Below are 15026 nucleotides of genomic sequence, written 5' to 3'. Positions count from 1 at the left end.
CTGCAATTTTCTCGCGATGGGCGTTCGCGCAGGACCGGATGGGTACTTTCGCAAAGCCCCGGTCACGGAGATGGATTGGGCTCCAGATCCGCGATGCGCGCCGTCGCGTCTACCGGGCGAGCGCGACGGCGAAGGGCGCGAGCCCTCGCCTTCGCAGCACGGAGGGGACGAGCAAGGCGACCGCCTCGGGGCCGCGCGCGGTCTCGATGTCTCCGAGATCTTCGATCCAGTCGGCCGGCCAGCCCAGATCACCGAGCAACCGCCCGACGACCGCCTTCGCGCCCTCGTCGTTGCCGGAGAGGAACGCGGTCGGGGCGGCGCGCAGGCTCGTGGGATCGGCCATGACGGTGAACAGCATGGTGTTCAGCGTCTTGACCACGGCCGTCTCGGGCAGCGCAGCCTGCAGGCGCTCGGCGACGCTGCCGTTCGGGTAAAGCAGGCTGCCGGGGAGGCCGTCGCGGCCGCGCAGCGTCGCGTTGGAGATGTCGACGAGGATCTTTCCCTTCAGCGCGTCGCGCAGGGCGCCGAGCCGCTCCACGCTCGTGTCCCCGGGGGTGGCGTTGATGACGATCGCGGCCAGGCGCGCGGTCTCCGCGTGATCCCTGAGCTCGACGCGCGCTCCCGACCATTTCAGCGCCGCTTGCGCCGGGTCCCTGGCGCCGATCGTGACGGCGTGCCCGGCGCCCGCGAGCTTGTTGGCGAGGACCGTGGCGACACGGCCCGAACCGAGGATTCCAATGTTTCCCATGAGTCGATCCATGTTCAGCCTCCTCCTCTCATCGGACGGTCGACAGGACGAAGGCCGCGCCGGCGTGGAGCCCGGGCGCTGCAGCCAGGAAGTCCTCGCTGGCGAGGGTCCAGCGCTCCCCGCGTGTGTCCGTGACCGTGCCCCCGGCCTCCGCGACGAGCAGCGCCCCCGCGACGAGCCCGGAGCGGATCTGGCTGTACTGCCAGAAGACGTCCATCCGGCCGGCCGCGACCTGAACGAGCTGGAGGGTGGCCGGGACCGAGACGCGCAGGACGAGCGCGCTTCCGAGCATCGCGGTGACGGACATGCCAATCCGCCGGTACGTCTCGTCGTCCTCACCCGGCTTCGCCTGGCCGGTCCCGACGTAGGCAGCGCCGAGCGCCGTCTTCGCCGACGCTCGGATCCTCCTGGTCCCGAGGTACGCGCCGGCGCCCTTCCGGGCGGTGTACGTGTCGCCGGTCAGGGGCAGGTGCACCGCCGTCAGGACCGGCTCGTTGTCGCGGACGAGGGTCGCCGTGACGCACCAGTCCGCCATCCCGTGAACATGGTTGATGTTCCCCTCGACGGTGTCGGTGACCCACCACTCCCCCGGCGGGAGGGGCCCGCACTCGAGCTCGTCCTCGACCCACCGGGCCTCCGGGCGAGCGCGCGACAAGGGCTCGCGGAGCGCCTCGAGGGAGACCGCATCGTTGGCGCCGAGCGCGGCGAAGATGTCCTCTCGGCTCCTCGGGCGCGGCTCTGTCGAGAAGCGACCGACGAGCCGCTCGCCCGCCGCGGAGAGCGCCGCGACGACCACGGGCAGCAGGGGCTCGCCCTCCGCGCGGCCCGGGCTCCGGTCTCGCCACATCACATCGTTGTTCATCTGCTCGGAATGATCGGAATGAATCGACATGAATCCTCCTCGGACGAGCGCCTCGCGCGTGCTCGTGAACCGCTGAACCACCGCGCGGAGGAATAAACCCTGGACGACTCATACCGTCCAATGCATAGTTGATATGAGGAAGAATTACCGCCATGCATGTGGACCTGAACCTGTTGCCGGCGCTGGACGCGTTGCTCGAGGAGAGGAGCGTCAGCGCCGCGGCGGCCCGCTTGCGCCTGTCCCAGCCCGCGATGAGCCGAACGCTGGGGCGCATCCGGGACGCCACGGGGGACCCGATCCTTGTGCGCGCCGGCCGGACGATGGCGCTCACGCCCCGCGCGCTGGCCTTGCGACAGGAGGTCCAGGCCATCGTCCAGCGAGCGCACGCGGTGTTCGCGCCCGAGCGGGAGCTCGACCTGGCGAGGCTCGAGCGGACCTTCACCGTCCGCTGCCACGACGCCCTGACGACGGCGCTCGGCACGCGGCTCTTGCGAGCGGTGCAGGAGCAGGCGCCTCTCGCGAAGGTCCGGCTCCTGGCCGAGCCCGCGGGAGACACGGACGACCTGCGCCACGGGCGCGTGGATCTCGAGATCGGCTCGACGGAGCCCGCGCTCCCCGAGATCCGCGGGGAGCTGGTCGGCGAAGATCGCGTCGTCGTCGCCCTCCGCCGGGCCCACCCGCTCGCGCGCGGCCGGCTCACCGCCAGGCGCTACGCCGAGGCGCTCCACGTCATCGTCTCACGCCGTGGCCGCCTGCGCGATCCGATCGACGAGGCGCTCGAGGCCCTGGGGCTGCGGCGGCGCGTCGTCGCGGCGGCTCCCACGTGCGCGGCGGCCATCCATTTCGCCCACGAGAGCGATCTCGTCGTCGCGCTGCCGGCGCGCGTCTGCGGTCCCATCGTGCGGGCGCTGGGCCTCAGCACCCGCCCGCTGCCGCTCGACGCGCCGGAGCTCAGGATCGTTCAGCTGTGGCACCAGCGCTGCGAGGGCGACAAGGCGCACGCATGGCTGCGCGGACACACGCGCGAGATCCTCCGAGCGATCTGCCGTGGAGAGGCGTGACCCAGCAGCAGCGCGCCGGTCGGCCGGCGCTCGCGGACATGACGTCGACCGGCCTGGCGAGCGCGCTCCGCCGGAGGTCCGGCCGGCGCGGCCCTCAACCCCTCCTCCGGCGGCGCGGGGCCTTCCCGGCCGCCGCGGGCGCCCCGGCGCCGTGGCCGCAGCGCCCGAGCGCCTCCCAGAGCGCCTGCGCGACGACGCCGTGCGGGCGATCGCGGCGGCGGATCACGAACAGCTCCATGATGTCGGCCACGAACTCGGGGACCTGCAGCGCCACGAGCTCGCCCGCCGCCAGCGCGCCGGCGGCCACGTGCTCGGGCAGCCCGCCCCAGCCCATGCCCGCGAGGATGACGTCCTTCTTCGCCGCGACGTCGGTGACCGTCCAGCGCAGGCCGCCCTCCAGCACGTTCAGGGACGGCGAGGCGCTCGCCCTCGCGCTGTCGCGCAGGACGATCTGCGCGTGCGCCCGCAGCAGCGCCGGCGGGATCGGCGCGCCGCAGGTCGCCAGGGGGTGATCGAAGCGCGCCACCGGGATCACCCGCACGTCGCAGAAGCGCGCCGTCTCCACCGCTGAGCCGTCGATCCCGAGCTTCGTGGCGACGGCGAGATCGGCGCGGTCCTCGCGCAGCGCGTCGGCGGTGCCCGCCAGCCGCTCGGTGCCGAGCTCGATGCGCACCAGGGGATGACGCGCCTGGAGCCCCCGGAAGATGTCCATGATGGGGCCGAGCGGCGTCACCGCGTCGACGGCGAGCCGCACGATCGGCTCCGCCTTCCCCGAGAGGCGCATGCCGAAGCTGCGCAGCGCCTCGGTGCCCTCGATGACGGCCGCGGCGCGCTCGTGGAACAGGCGGCCGGCGTCGGTGAGCGTGGCGCGGTACTCCCGGCGATCGAACAGCTCGATCCCCAGCTCTCGCTCGAGGTTGCGCACCAGCTTGCTCACGGCCGGCTGGGACTTGTGCAGCCGCGCGGACGCGGCGCTGAACGTGCCCTCGCCCGCGACGGCGAGGAAGGCGACGAGCTGATCGTAGGTCATGGCGGGGCCCGCGGGATCAGAACCTCGGGTTATGGTGTTGATAGAAACATACCACTTTCTCGGTTCGAGGGGCGGCCGTAGGTTGTCGACGCGAAAGGAACGACACTCCATGTCCACCAGGATCGATCGCGTCATCATCACAGGCGCCAGCAGCGGTATCGGCCTCGACCTCGCCAGGAGCTTCCTGGCCGAGGGATCGAGCGTCGTCATGAACGGCCGCGACCCGGAGAAGCTCGAGCAGGCGCGGCGGAGCCTCGACGGCGGGGCGCGCGTCGTCGCCGTGCCGGGCCACGTGGGGGATCGGGCCACGGCGCGGGCCGTCGCCGCGGCCGCGCGCGAGCGCTTCGGCGGCGTCGACGTGCTGATCAACAACGCCGGGATCTTCGGCGTGAAGCCGTTCCTCGAGAGCACGGAGGAGGACCTGGAGCGGTTCTTCACCACCAACGTGAAGGGGACGTTCCTGATGACGCAGGCGGCGGTGCCGCTGATGATCGAGGGCGGCGGGGGCTCGATCATCAATATCGGCACGGTGCTCGTCCAGCAGGCCATGGCGCGGATGCCGGCCTCGGCCGCCATGGCCAGCAAAGGCGGCGTCCACGCGCTCACCGTGTCGCTGGCCGCCGAGCTCGCCGCCCACAACATCCGCGTGAACACGCTGGCGCCCGGCATCATCCGCACGCCGCTCATCGGCGAAGGCGCCGATTCGCTGGCCTCGATCCACCCGCTGCAGCGCGTCGGCGAGGTGCGGGACACGACGGAAGCGGCGCTGTTCCTGGCCAGGGCCGGCTTCGTGACAGGCACGACGCTCGACGTGGATGGAGGCTACTCCCATGGGCGCTGAGGGCCGGCAGCACGTGCTCCTGGTGGGGCTCCAGCTGGCGGACGAGGCGTCCTACGCCCGCTACCGCGCCAGCATGATGCCGATCCTGTTGTCCTACGGCGGCGCGTTCGGCCACGATTTCGTCGTGTCGCGCGTGCTGAAGGGGGATGAGCGGATCAACCGCGTCTTCACCCTGCTGTTCCCCGACCGCGCGGCGCGGGAGCGGTTCTTCGCCGACCCGCAGTACCGCGCCGTGCGCGCCGAGCTCTTCGAGCCGGCGGTCGCGGCGACCTTCATCCTCGGCGAGCTCGAAGCGACGGCGGGGTGAGCTGCCTCCTCAAGGCGTGTAGACGATATCGCCGTCATCGAAGAAGCCGCCGGGGATCGAGACGCCGACCGCGCCGTAGTAGTTCACGTCGACGGCGTCGACGCCCGCGCCTGGGCTGCCCAGGTCAGAGAAGGTGAAGCGGTTCGCCGCAGCGAACGCGCCGCCCGAGGTCCAGCACGTGCCATGGCCATCGAAGCTCCAGCTTCCGCCGCTCACGGTATGGGGACGGAAGCGCAGGTAGCGGCAGGTGACGGGGTCTTCGCCGGGATTGTGGATGATGATCGTGAAATGCCCCCTGAGCGAGCCGTCGGCCTGCTGGCTCACCGAGCCCATGAAGCTGGCATGGCCGCGCACGCCCCATCCGGAGAGCGTCGGCAGCGGCCCGGCCGCCGCAGGGGACGAGAACGCGGTGACGGCCAGGCCGGCGGCCATCGTGAGGGACATGACGAGGGAGCGGGTCTTGCGGGTCGTGTTCGTGGGCAGCATCGTATCTCCTTGGTCGTTGCAGCGTCGTTGCAGCGAGCCTCGCGGGAGGCTTCCTACGTGCGGAGAGCAGGCGGACACTGGCATGAGGCGTACCAGGGCCCACGACGCGAGCGGGTCGCGCGGGGGCGGCTAATTCAGCCGAGATCCTGGGACGGGCGCGGCGCGAGGAACGCGGGATGGAGGGACGCGCCTCCATGTCCGGTGGTGGCTCGCGGCACCACCGGGGGGGCGGGGCGCCGTGCGCAGGATTGACCTCGCGGACGCCATGTTCCTATCATGCCTATCCCCCACGCTCATGCAGGTGAAGCCGCGACGGCGGCTCCGCCCCGGCAAGCGGCGGGCCCCCCCCAGCTCTCCGAGGTCCCGATGAGGTTTTCGCGCTTCGTTTCCATCCTCGCCACCACGGTCGCGCTCGGTCTCTCGCACGCCCCCGCGGCGCTGGCCGACGACGCCGCCGACAAGGCGCTGGCAGCGACCGAAGCGGCCATGAACAAGGCCAAGACGCTCTACTTCGAATACGAGGCCAAGACGACGGAGAGCGGCAGACCCGACAAGACCGTCGGCCTGAACGTGTGGATGAAGGGCGAGAAGCGCCTCGCCGAGTTCACAGCTCCCGCCGACCTCAAAGGCACCAAGGTCCTCATCCTCTCCCCTTCCGAGATGTACGTCTATCTGCCGTCCTTCGGCAAAGTCCGCCGCATCGCCAGCCACACGAGCGATCAGAGCGCCTTCGGCATGGCCTTCAGCCAGGGAGACCTGGCCACCCAGAAGTACGGCAGCTACACGCCGGCCGTCAGCTCCTCCAGCGACAAGGAGGTCAAGCTCACGCTCACGCCCAGGAGCGGCCAGGCGACCTCCTACGCCAAGATCGAGATGACGATCACGAAGGACAAGAACGTCCCCAGCGAGATCAAGTATTACAAGACCGAGGGCAAGCTGGTGAAGACCGAGACCCGCACCGGCTACTCCTGCGACGGCGACGTCTGCACCCCCGGCACCCTCAAGATGGTGGACCACACAAAGAACCTCACCACCACGCTCACGCGCAAGAAGGTGAAGGTGAACGAGGCCATCAGCGACGACACCTTCTCCAAGCGCAACCTGGAGAAGTGAGCGGCGCGGCCGTCGACGGCCACCATCTCCTGAAGCACTCGACCTCAGGGTCGCCTCCTCCTCGATGAAGGGCATCAAGGAGGAAGAGGCACGCCTCGCATGGGCTGCTGGTTGCGGAGCGATCGAGCGATGAGGCTGCCGATCGCGGACCAGGACGTTCGGTGAGGAGGAACTCGGGGAGGGAGCGGCGCAGGAGGGGAAGCGGCCGAGGAGAGGGGGAGGGGCCAGCGCAGGTCGCGCTTGAGGAGGTTCGCTCGGGGCGGGCGCTGGCCTCGGGGGAGCTCTCGGCTTGCTGGCCGATCACCGGTTATCGGCCGATCATCGGTCAGTCACGGTGCGGCGCGCAGAGGAGGCCGTTGTTGTAGTTGTCGAGCTTCGTGGCGAGCGGCTCGCCGGTCGCCCAGGGCGAGCTCTTGCCTCCCTCCTTCACGTTGCTGCCGAGCGGGTAACTCTTGAGCCAGGCGTCGGCCGCGGCGATGGTGTCCTCGATGCAGCTCGACTGGTTGCCGATACCGACGTTGAGCTTGGCGACGATGAGGTGCTTCGCGATGGTGTACGTGACGTCACCCTTGGTCGGACGGCTGATGATGTCGAGGAGCTGGGACTTCGTATAGGTCTTGCCGCCGATGGTCAGCTGCGAGACCTTCCAGGCGCTCTCGTGGTTCTTCCAGTAGCCGGGGGTGCCGGTGCCGGGGGAGGCGCACTGGCAGGCGCCGCAGTCGGTCGCGCAGCTCGAGCAGTCCTCGGAGCCGGCCTTGCAGACGCCATCGCCGCATACCGGCGGGCACTCGCCGCAGTCGGCCGCGCAGCTCGAGCAGGTCTCACCGGCCTCGCAGACGCCGCTGCCGCAGACCGGCGGGCAGATGCCGCAGTCGCTCGGGACCTCGAAGCAGTTCTCGCCGGCCTCGCACACGCCGTTGCCGGGGACCGCGGGGCAAGCGCCGCAGTCGCCGGTGCAGGTCGAGCAGTCCTCGCCGTTCTCGCAGACGTTGTTGCCGCAGACCGCGGGGCAGGCGCCGCAGTCGTCCGAGCAGCTGCCGCAGTCCTCGCCGGCCTCGCAGGTGCCGTTACCGCAGACCGGCGGGCAGGTGCCGCAGTCGGCCGCGCAGGTGCCGCAGCTCTCGCTGCCGTTGCAGGTGCCGTCGCCGCAGGCGGGCGGGCAGACCTCGCAGTCGGCGCTGCAGCTGCTGCAGTCCTCGCCGGCCTCGCAGGTGCCGTTGCCGCACTGGGGCGGGCAGACGCCGCAGTCGACGGCGCAGGTGGAACAGCTCTCGTCGCCGCCGCAGACGCCGTTGCCGCAGGAGAGCTGGTAGCCGAAGTCCGCGTCGAGCAGGTCCTGTGCCCAGCCGAGCGAGACAACGCCCACGTTGTCGAGCCCGCCATCGGGATCGGCCGTCGGCTCCTGTCCAGCGAGCGGACCGCTCGTCATGAAGTTGTCGGGCGTGATGACCACCGAGTAGGTGCCCGCCGGGAGCGTGTCGAAGAGGTAGAAGCCGGGCTGGCCGGTGTAGGGGCTCGTGCCGGTGATGGTGAAGTCGACCAGCTGGGTCCCCTGGAACAGCTCGACACGGACGCCGTTGACGCCGAGCTCGCCGGTCTCCGGCTCGTAGAGCCCATCGGCGTCGCTGTCGAGCCAGACCGTGTCGCCGATCGACGAGTACGTCACGTAGCCGAAGTCGGCGTTGGCCACGTTCTCACCCACGTCGAGGGACACGCCGAGCGGCTCGTCGTCGCTGGTCAGGATATGGCCGAGCGGGAGCGTCGCGTCGTCGACGTCGACGACGTAACAGCCCGCCTCGAGCTCGGTGAAGCGGTAGATGCCGTTCGCGCCGGTCACCGCCGTCTGGAGCAGGGCGCCGTCGGCGACGCCGTCGCAGTTCGCGTCGCCGAAGAGGTCGACGACGACGCCGGAGATACCGAGCTCGGAGGCGTCCTCGATGCCGTCCGCGTTCGCGTCGAACCACACCTTGTCGCCGATCGAGCCCTTCGGCACCGTGTAACAGACCTCGAGGAGAGGCCGGTAACCCATGTCGGTGTGGGCGCTGCCCTTGTACGACGTCTTCCCGCTGGCGCCCTCCTCGAGGAGGATCCCGTAGCTCGGCGCCGTCCCGCTCACCCACTGCTGCACCATCCCGGTGAGGTCGACGGTGGTCCACCCGGTGACGTTGGGCACGAACGAGGTGAACGCGGCGGGGTCCATGCCACCGAAGTTATTCCACGTGACGAGCGGCTCGCTCCAGGGAGCGAGCACCTGGTGGACGTACACGGTCTTCGCGGTGCTCGTGTACGTCAGGGCGTAGAACTTGGCCGACGTGACGAGAGAGCCGGCGGGGATGGGGCTGAGATCGAAGCGGAACAGGGCGCGCTTCTCTCCGACCGAGCTGGAGTACCCGGTGTTGACCTCGAACGGGGACGGGACGTGGTAGCTCGGGGCGAGGCTCCAGATCTCCGCGTTGTAGATGTCGCCCAGGACACCCCGCTTGATCACGGTGCACGTGGGAGACGGAGCGGTCGTGTTGGCGAGGCTGGTGGCGGTGATGAACAGCGTGGCGAGCGCGGCAGAAGATGCGATTGCGATCTGCTTCATTGGTAGCTCCTCGAGGTCCTCACGGGTGAACCATTGCTGGAGCGTCATCCGAATAGCAGGCACCATGACACACGGGTCAGGCGAGGTCGGTTTCGCGGGCTCCGGTCGGAATGAGCCCCCGCGGGCTGATCAGGATCGGATCAAGTACGCGGGTGCTTGTGCTTCGATCAGAGGGCGGATGCGCAAGGTGACAGTGTTCAAGATAGCAACTCGACTACGAAGGTGTCCAGATCTTTTTGAAGACAGACCAGAAAAATACATCGAGTTGCGCAGTGACAATTTTGGGTCGTGCGGTGACGTTTTTGGGCGTCTCGCGTCGTCTCGCTTCTTCCCGCATCTTCCCGCATCTTCTCGCGTCTTCTCGCGATCTGTGGGGAGGAACGCAGAGACGAGCGTGGTCTGTCGCATCGATGTCGCATCGATATCGATGGCCAGTGCGCAGGTCGCGGTCCGCGGGTTGCGGCGTGCCCCGCGCGGCGCGTGCGGCGGCGGCACGCCACGACGCTCAGCCGGATCAGCAGCCCTCGCCGACCCTTCGAGGAGGCCGAGGGACGAACACGATCCGATCAGGTACGCGGGAGTGTCTGACGAGATTTGATGCAGAATGCGCACGGGACCATTTTTCAAGATAACGAGTCTTCGCTTCGCCTGTCTAGATCCATTTTTTGCCGCGTGAGCTTTTTATGTGGCTCTTGGTCTCGTTCTCGTATGCGGGCTCGTATGCGGGCTCGCATGCGGGCTCGCGTGCGGGTGGGTGTCAGGCGCCGGGCGCAGCTCATCGCGCACCGTTCATCACATACCGTTCATCGCGCACCGTTCATCGCACACGTTCATCGTCCACCGCGCCCACCGCCGAGGGAGACCCGCCCGACGACGGCCCGGCCAGCCGGCCGGCCGGCCGCGCGCGCCGCGCCGCGCCGCGCCGCCATGCGCCGGATGAGTCGGTGCGCCTCTTGGCGCCTTTCGATCCGGTCGTGTGGGACCGCCGCCGCTTCGAGCTGCTGTGGGGCTGGGCCTATCGCTTCGAGGCCTATGTGCCGGCGCCCAACCGCAAGCTGGGCTACCACGCGCTGCCGCTGCCGTGGGGCGAACTTGATGGTCCGCTGCGCTGCACCCGCGCTGCCACCCCAATACCGGATCTTCCTGCTTACAGGGGATGACCAGCGGCGCGCGCAACACGATATCAGCACGTCTTCGAGCTCGTCGAACCCGGGCCAGCGTGGAAGCGGCTCCAACCGTGGGCGGCTGCTCGCCCCCGGCGCGGCGCCGGAGGTCCGCCGCCGCTGGTACGCCGCACACCAAAGCCGGCTCACCAGGGCGCCCGACCAGAATGGTGGGCCCGGCCACGCGCTTCCCGCTGCGCGCGGCGCTGAGCGGGACCGCGGCCGAGCGGCGCGACAGGCGGCCCTCGAGCAGCTAGACAGGGACGGGCTCCTGGCGTAGCCGCGTCCGCCGGGTCCGGCGAGCGCCGAATCATCGGCATGGGCTTGACGACCATCCCCCCGGCGGAAGGACAATACGCCACAATGATAACGGTCCGTCCTCCTCCGATGACGGCCGAGCTACTCGAGCGCACGGACGGGTACGTGGTGGCGGTGTGGCGGCGGCTCATGCTGCTGGTCTGGCGGGGCGAGGCCACCGCGGTCGGGATCGATCGCTCGCGAGAGCTCTTCGCGCGCTGGGCGGCGGACCAGCCGGGCGGCGCGGTCTTCGTCGTCGTCCTCCCCCTTCAGCACACCCTACCGCCGGACGAGGCGAGCCGGGCCGCGATGCGGCGGGCGGCGAGCTCCCCTTCCCGGAACCTCAGGGGCACGGCCACGCTCGTCGAGTCGGAGGGGTTCATCGCCGCCTCGGTCCGCTCCATCATGATGCTGCTGCACACGGGGCGGGCGCCGAACGTCTTCCGGACGACCGGCGAGCTCGCGACCTGGGCGGCGACGCTCCTGAAGGACCCCGAGCTCACCTCCGCCGGCCTCGCGGAGGCGATCCGCGTGGCGCGCGAGGGTTGAGGCGAGGCGCTCACCCCGCGGGCCCTGCCTCGGGGATCGGCACGCGGCCAATCGCGTGAGGCAGGATACGCGCGATGTTGCGCGCGTCGTCGATCCCGCGGTGGTGTGTCCCGTGGAGCGGGAGTCCTAGCCGCTCGAGCGCGCTCGCCATGCCGTAGCGCTGGGTCACCCCGAGCGCCGCGGAGAAGCGCTTCTTGAGGTTCATGTGCCCCTGCAGCGGCAAGGGCACGCCCCAGCGGGCCGCGTCGATCTCGAACTGCTTGCGGTCGTAATCGCCCCACGAGCAGAAGAGCGCCTCCCGCTGGCCGACGAAGCGCCCGAGCGCCGCGACGGCTTCGGGGAACGTGGGCGCGGCGTCGACGTCTGCTTGCGTGATCGTGGTGAGCTTCGTGCAGAACGCCGTGAGCTTCGGCCGGATGACCGGGCGCACGAAGGTGGCGAGCTCGCTCACGGGCTCGAGCGTCGCGCCGTCCACGAGGACCGCGCCGATCTCGATGATCTCCATGATGCGCTCGGGGATGCGGCCCTCCTCGTCGCACGTCGCCTCCAGATCGATCACCAGGAAAAACGCAGGTTCCTTTCCCATGTCCGTCCTCCTCTCTTCTGCTGGACCTTGATAGGATCCGCGCGAAGAAAATGCCCGGACACGAAACCGGACAGGCCGCTCCCGCGGGCTTTTCCTGGGAGGACTACGTCGCCTGGCTCGTCGCGCAGCACGGCTCCTTGACCGCGGTCGCCGAGCGGCTCTCCTCCCTGCGTGGCTACGAGGACGACGTGTACTCGATCGAGCGCGCCCTGCGCCGGCTGCGGACGCGCGGCCAGCGGGACGGCGGGACGTGGGGGGCGCGCGCGCTCGCGGCCTTCGGCTTGCCGGACGCGCTCACCGAGCGCGCCCGCTGGATGGGCGCCTATCACTCGCGGTTCACCGACCTGCCCCTGCCCCTCGCCCAGGACCTCTTGCGCCTCTGGGATCGACCGCCGGTGAGCGAGGATCCGACCTCCCACGTCTTCCTCGCCCTCGCCCACGCCACCTGCGTGCTGCGCGGCGACGACCGCGAGGCCGGAAAGACGCACCTCGCCCGCATCCGGCCGCTGCTCGGAAAGGCCCCGCCCGAGGCGCGGGTGGAGGCCCTGCTCACAGAGGCCTTCGTGGCGAGCCGTGATGACGTCGCGCGCGTGCCCGGTCTGCTCGACGAGATCGAGCCGCTCTTCGAGCTGCCGATGCCCGCCTGCGACCGAGCCTGCCTGTTCGCCCGGTGGATCGATCAACGCGCCTTCGAGCGGAACCGCTCCTGGGGCGGCAAGCAGCCGGATCCGGCGGCCGCGGAGGCGCTTTACCGGCGCATCCCGGAGGACGGTCCGGCCTTCGCGCGGTCGCGGCGGGCGAACGGGCTGGCGTATGCGCGGTGGAAGCAGGGTTTCCCCGAGGAAGGCGCCGCGCTCGCGCGCGAGGCGTGCCGGCACGCGGGGGACGGCGGGCACATGCGGATGCGCGCGATGGCGCTGAACATGCTGGCGCGGATCGTGGGCGGCGACGAGGGCGCGGCGGCGCGGCGGCGGGCGATGGCGATCGCGAACGAGCTCGAGGACGAGGTGCTCAGGCTGCGGTTCGAGCGGCGAGCGGGGAACAAGGGCTGAGGCGGATCAAGCCGCCTGCGCGGCCTTCTCCTTTTCCTTCTGGGAGACGGGCCGCACCCCGGTTGGGTGAGCGCGCTGGAACATCGGTGGGCGCGCCGACTCAGTCCTCGTCGACGGTCTGGCGCCCCTTGGGGAAGAAGTCCTCGAAGATCGCGATCTCCTCCCGGGCCGCGACGAGCTCCGCAATGCGCTGGCCCTCGGCTTTCGGCAGGTAGGCGAAGCCGACCTCCTGTCCCCACGATCGCGAACAGAACGCATAGAAGCGGCCCGACGCGCCGTCCGCCTCGAGCGCGCGATCGAGCTGCTCGACGAGCGCCGGATGGTCGATCCAGTCGGTATCGCCCTCCAGGCGGAGCTCGATCGCCGCTCGCGCGCCCCGCTCGAGCACGATCGTGCGCGTCGCGCCCTCCTCGAAGCGGCGCGTGGTGACACCGAGCACGCCGCCCGAGATCGCGTCGAGCGCGTCGAGGACCCGGCCGTAATCGCGCACGTCGTCGACGCTCTCTCCGTCGGTCACGCCCACCGCCGCGTCGCCCGCCGCCGCGCGGACGATCTCCTCGAGGTTCTCGGACTCGCGAAGCTCTTCGTCCTCGTTCATCCGGGCACGATACCAGGAAGTGTGGCACGGCGAACCGAAGTAGCGGGACCGCTCGCGTCGCGATGCCTCGTTCTGTCCTCAGCTCAGCTTACCCAAGTCATTCGGCCCGAGTTCCCATGAAGAGCCGGCAAATCGAGCTCCAGAGCCACAGAGGACACGGAGTTTCTTTGCTCGCCCCTCCGTATCCTCTATGCCTCCACTCCTCTCATCTCGTGACGCCGCGTTCCCCGGGCTGGTTGCTGGTTCCGGGAGGCGCTGGGCCGCTGGGCCTACGAGGACGTCCGACATCGGGGCGTCCTCGACAGGCCATCGTCAACGGGACCGTCGCTGGCGCGCGCGTGAAGGGGTGATGAGGGACGACGGCGCGCGAAGGAGCTCGACGAAGCGCGCGAGCGGAAAGCGCGCAGCCGCGTCGCGCCTGTAGACGGCCGCCCACTGCTCCGGGAGGCCGTCGCGGGTGAGGCGGCGCGCGGCGACCTCGCCGCGCGCGATGTTCGGCGCGACGGCCCAGCGGGAGACGAGCCCGACGCCGAGACCGGCCTTGACCAGATCCACGAGCGCGTCGGTGAGCGGCACGCGCGCGGCGAGCGGCATCGGCGCGCGCTCGCTGGCGATGAGCTCGCGAAGGCGCTCGACGTCGCTCCGCGGGGCGTCGACGGTGAGGAGCTTCTCGTGACCGAGCTCGATCGCGGTGACGTACGGACGCGCGGCGAGCGGATGCGACGGTGAGACGATAACCGTCCACTCGTCGTCGAAGAGCGGCTCGACGACGAGCGCGCGATCGCGCACCGGCGAGCTCACGATGGCGATCTCGATCTCGCCGCGGAGGAGCGCGGCGACGGGCTCGCGCCGCGCCTCGAGCACGATGCGCACGTCGACATGCGGATGGTCCTTCGCGAGCGCCGAGAGGACCGGCGGGAGCCAGTAGTACGTGGTGAAGCACTCGACGGCGATGCGGAAGACCTCGTGCCTGCGCGATCCGGCGTACTGCAGGTCCCGCTCGATACGCGCCAGATCGACGAGCATCGTGCGCGCGGCGTCGAGCAGCCGCGCGCCGGCCGGGGTGAGCTTGAGCCGGCGCCGGACGCGCGTGAACAGGACGACCCCGAGGCGGCCTTCGAGCTCGGCGAGCTGATGGCTCACGGCGGACTGGGTCAGGTGAAGGCGCGCCGCGGCGCGCGTGGGCCCGCCCTCTTCGGCGATGGCGCGGACGAGGCGGAGGTGGCGGATCTCGAGCATCTGGGACATGAGCTGCTCTCATGAAGTCATGCGAAACATGAGTTTCTCACATACCGAGGCGACGATCATAGTGGGTTCATGAACACGACGACCTTCCACCAGCAGCAAGATCAGTCCTTCGAGACCGTCGCGCCCGGCATCCAGTTCAGCTTCCTGCGCCGCCACGACGGCGGCAAAGGGCTGACGGTGCTCGTTCGCATGGAGAAGGGGGCGCACGCGCGGCGCCACGACCACCCCGGCGGCGAAGAGACGTACCTCGTCTCGGGGAGGCTTCGGATCGGCGAGCGGGTGCTCTCGCCAGGCGACTACCTCTGGACCGCGCCGGGCGAGAGCCACGACGGATACGCCGAGGAGGAGAGCGTCTTTTTCGTCGTCCTCCCGGGCGGCCTCGACCTCACCGACGCGCGCTGAGCGGCGGCCCTCGGTCGGGTGAGCGCGCTTGAACATCGGTGGGCTCGCCGAGCTCGGTGAGCAAGCCACGCGCCCTGGAGACGCAAGACCGGCAGC

At 70.1% G+C, this 15026-nt stretch carries 15 protein-coding genes and 1 pseudogene; 8 read left to right on the top strand and 8 right to left on the bottom strand.

Going from position 1 to position 15026, the window contains the following annotated elements; all coding sequences use genetic code 11:
• Positions 1-109 precede the first annotated feature (109 nt).
• The gene (locus WMF39_RS05470) at positions 110-748 is read right to left on the bottom strand and encodes an NADPH-dependent F420 reductase (RefSeq protein ID WP_437744486.1); all 639 of its coding nucleotides are present in this window, start codon (positions 746-748) and stop codon (positions 110-112) included.
• A 28-nt stretch (positions 749-776) separates the two neighbouring features.
• Positions 777-1595 carry an inositol monophosphatase family protein gene (locus tag WMF39_RS05465; RefSeq protein ID WP_437747945.1) on the bottom strand — a complete coding sequence of 273 codons (819 nt, stop codon included), beginning with the start codon at positions 1593-1595 and terminating at the stop codon, positions 777-779.
• A 167-nt stretch (positions 1596-1762) separates the two neighbouring features.
• Here WMF39_RS05465 and WMF39_RS05460 point away from each other — a divergent pair, with 167 nt between their 5' ends.
• Positions 1763-2671, top strand: a complete 909-nt coding sequence (locus tag WMF39_RS05460; RefSeq protein ID WP_437744485.1) for a LysR family transcriptional regulator — start codon at positions 1763-1765, stop codon at positions 2669-2671.
• Positions 2672-2765: 94 nt separating this feature from the next.
• On the opposite strand, the gene WMF39_RS05455 is transcribed toward WMF39_RS05460, so the two are convergent.
• Positions 2766-3701 carry a LysR family transcriptional regulator gene (locus WMF39_RS05455; protein WP_437744484.1) on the bottom strand — a complete coding sequence of 312 codons (936 nt, stop codon included), beginning with the start codon at positions 3699-3701 and terminating at the stop codon, positions 2766-2768.
• Positions 3702-3810: 109 nt separating this feature from the next.
• Here WMF39_RS05455 and WMF39_RS05450 point away from each other — a divergent pair, with 109 nt between their 5' ends.
• Both WMF39_RS05450 and WMF39_RS05445 read left to right on the top strand, forming a co-directional pair.
• Positions 3811-4542, top strand: a complete 732-nt coding sequence (locus WMF39_RS05450; RefSeq protein ID WP_437298067.1) for an SDR family NAD(P)-dependent oxidoreductase — start codon at positions 3811-3813, stop codon at positions 4540-4542.
• Positions 4532-4849 (top strand): DUF1330 domain-containing protein, encoded by a 318-nt coding sequence (locus tag WMF39_RS05445; RefSeq protein ID WP_437744483.1) that lies wholly within the window; start codon positions 4532-4534, stop codon positions 4847-4849. Before WMF39_RS05450 ends, WMF39_RS05445 begins: the two co-directional genes overlap by 11 nt.
• Before the next feature lie 9 nt (positions 4850-4858).
• Here the strand turns inward: WMF39_RS05445 and WMF39_RS05440 are convergent, their stop codons facing one another.
• Positions 4859-5335: a hypothetical protein gene (locus WMF39_RS05440; protein ID WP_437744482.1), complete on the bottom strand. Its 477-nt coding sequence runs from the start codon at positions 5333-5335 to the stop codon at positions 4859-4861.
• Positions 5336-5701: 366 nt separating this feature from the next.
• On the opposite strand from WMF39_RS05440, the gene WMF39_RS05435 reads away from it, so the two are divergent.
• The gene (locus WMF39_RS05435; protein WP_437744481.1) at positions 5702-6448 is read left to right on the top strand and encodes an outer membrane lipoprotein-sorting protein; all 747 of its coding nucleotides are present in this window, start codon (positions 5702-5704) and stop codon (positions 6446-6448) included.
• A gap of 325 nt (positions 6449-6773) precedes the next feature.
• Here the strand turns inward: WMF39_RS05435 and WMF39_RS05430 are convergent, their stop codons facing one another.
• Complete coding sequence (locus WMF39_RS05430) at positions 6774-9035, bottom strand: SdrD B-like domain-containing protein (protein WP_437744480.1); 2262 nt, start codon at positions 9033-9035, stop codon at positions 6774-6776.
• Positions 9036-9955: 920 nt separating this feature from the next.
• Between WMF39_RS05430 and WMF39_RS05425 the strand changes: the two are divergent.
• Together WMF39_RS05425 and WMF39_RS05420 are read left to right on the top strand one after the other, a co-directional pair.
• Positions 9956-10120 (top strand): annotated as a pseudogene (locus tag WMF39_RS05425) (DNA glycosylase AlkZ-like family protein); the annotation flags it as partial.
• Positions 10121-10585: 465 nt separating this feature from the next.
• Positions 10586-11044 (top strand): hypothetical protein, encoded by a 459-nt coding sequence (locus WMF39_RS05420; protein WP_437744479.1) that lies wholly within the window; start codon positions 10586-10588, stop codon positions 11042-11044.
• A gap of 10 nt (positions 11045-11054) precedes the next feature.
• On the opposite strand, the gene WMF39_RS05415 is transcribed toward WMF39_RS05420, so the two are convergent.
• Positions 11055-11630, bottom strand: a complete 576-nt coding sequence (locus WMF39_RS05415; protein ID WP_437744478.1) for an exonuclease domain-containing protein — start codon at positions 11628-11630, stop codon at positions 11055-11057.
• A 50-nt stretch (positions 11631-11680) separates the two neighbouring features.
• Between WMF39_RS05415 and WMF39_RS05410 the strand changes: the two genes are divergently transcribed.
• Positions 11681-12682: a hypothetical protein gene (locus WMF39_RS05410; RefSeq protein WP_437744477.1), complete on the top strand. Its 1002-nt coding sequence runs from the start codon at positions 11681-11683 to the stop codon at positions 12680-12682.
• 100 nt (positions 12683-12782) lie between these two features.
• On the opposite strand, the gene WMF39_RS05405 is transcribed toward WMF39_RS05410, so the two are convergent.
• Positions 12783-13280 (bottom strand): hypothetical protein, encoded by a 498-nt coding sequence (locus tag WMF39_RS05405; protein WP_437744476.1) that lies wholly within the window; start codon positions 13278-13280, stop codon positions 12783-12785.
• 312 nt (positions 13281-13592) lie between these two features.
• A complete protein-coding gene (locus WMF39_RS05400) occupies positions 13593-14528 on the bottom strand; it encodes a LysR family transcriptional regulator (RefSeq protein WP_437744475.1) in 936 nt (311 codons plus the stop codon).
• A 69-nt stretch (positions 14529-14597) separates the two neighbouring features.
• On the opposite strand from WMF39_RS05400, the gene WMF39_RS05395 reads away from it, so the two are divergent.
• Complete coding sequence (locus tag WMF39_RS05395) at positions 14598-14930, top strand: cupin domain-containing protein (protein WP_437744474.1); 333 nt, start codon at positions 14598-14600, stop codon at positions 14928-14930.
• Positions 14931-15026 lie beyond the last annotated feature (96 nt).

The sequence above is a fragment of the Sorangium sp. So ce1504 genome (assembly GCF_051521635.1).
Lineage (GTDB): Bacteria > Myxococcota_A > Polyangia > Polyangiales > Polyangiaceae > Sorangium > Sorangium cellulosum_B.
This window is presented reverse-complemented; position numbering and strand designations above follow the sequence as displayed.

Coding starts and splice junctions, on each gene's coding strand:
- WMF39_RS05470 (WP_437744486.1), bottom strand. CDS start 748: ATGGGAAACATTGGAATCCTCGGTTCGGGCCGTGTCGCCACGGTCCTC.
- WMF39_RS05465 (WP_437747945.1), bottom strand. CDS start 1,595: ATGTGGCGAGACCGGAGCCCGGGCCGCGCGGAGGGCGAGCCCCTGCTG.
- WMF39_RS05460 (WP_437744485.1), top strand. CDS start 1,763: ATGCATGTGGACCTGAACCTGTTGCCGGCGCTGGACGCGTTGCTCGAG.
- WMF39_RS05455 (WP_437744484.1), bottom strand. CDS start 3,701: ATGACCTACGATCAGCTCGTCGCCTTCCTCGCCGTCGCGGGCGAGGGC.
- WMF39_RS05450 (WP_437298067.1), top strand. CDS start 3,811: ATGTCCACCAGGATCGATCGCGTCATCATCACAGGCGCCAGCAGCGGT.
- WMF39_RS05445 (WP_437744483.1), top strand. CDS start 4,532: ATGGGCGCTGAGGGCCGGCAGCACGTGCTCCTGGTGGGGCTCCAGCTG.
- WMF39_RS05440 (WP_437744482.1), bottom strand. CDS start 5,335: ATGCTGCCCACGAACACGACCCGCAAGACCCGCTCCCTCGTCATGTCC.
- WMF39_RS05435 (WP_437744481.1), top strand. CDS start 5,702: ATGAGGTTTTCGCGCTTCGTTTCCATCCTCGCCACCACGGTCGCGCTC.
- WMF39_RS05430 (WP_437744480.1), bottom strand. CDS start 9,035: ATGAAGCAGATCGCAATCGCATCTTCTGCCGCGCTCGCCACGCTGTTC.
- WMF39_RS05420 (WP_437744479.1), top strand. CDS start 10,586: ATGACGGCCGAGCTACTCGAGCGCACGGACGGGTACGTGGTGGCGGTG.
- WMF39_RS05415 (WP_437744478.1), bottom strand. CDS start 11,630: ATGGGAAAGGAACCTGCGTTTTTCCTGGTGATCGATCTGGAGGCGACG.
- WMF39_RS05410 (WP_437744477.1), top strand. CDS start 11,681: ATGCCCGGACACGAAACCGGACAGGCCGCTCCCGCGGGCTTTTCCTGG.
- WMF39_RS05405 (WP_437744476.1), bottom strand. CDS start 13,280: ATGAACGAGGACGAAGAGCTTCGCGAGTCCGAGAACCTCGAGGAGATC.
- WMF39_RS05400 (WP_437744475.1), bottom strand. CDS start 14,528: ATGTCCCAGATGCTCGAGATCCGCCACCTCCGCCTCGTCCGCGCCATC.
- WMF39_RS05395 (WP_437744474.1), top strand. CDS start 14,598: ATGAACACGACGACCTTCCACCAGCAGCAAGATCAGTCCTTCGAGACC.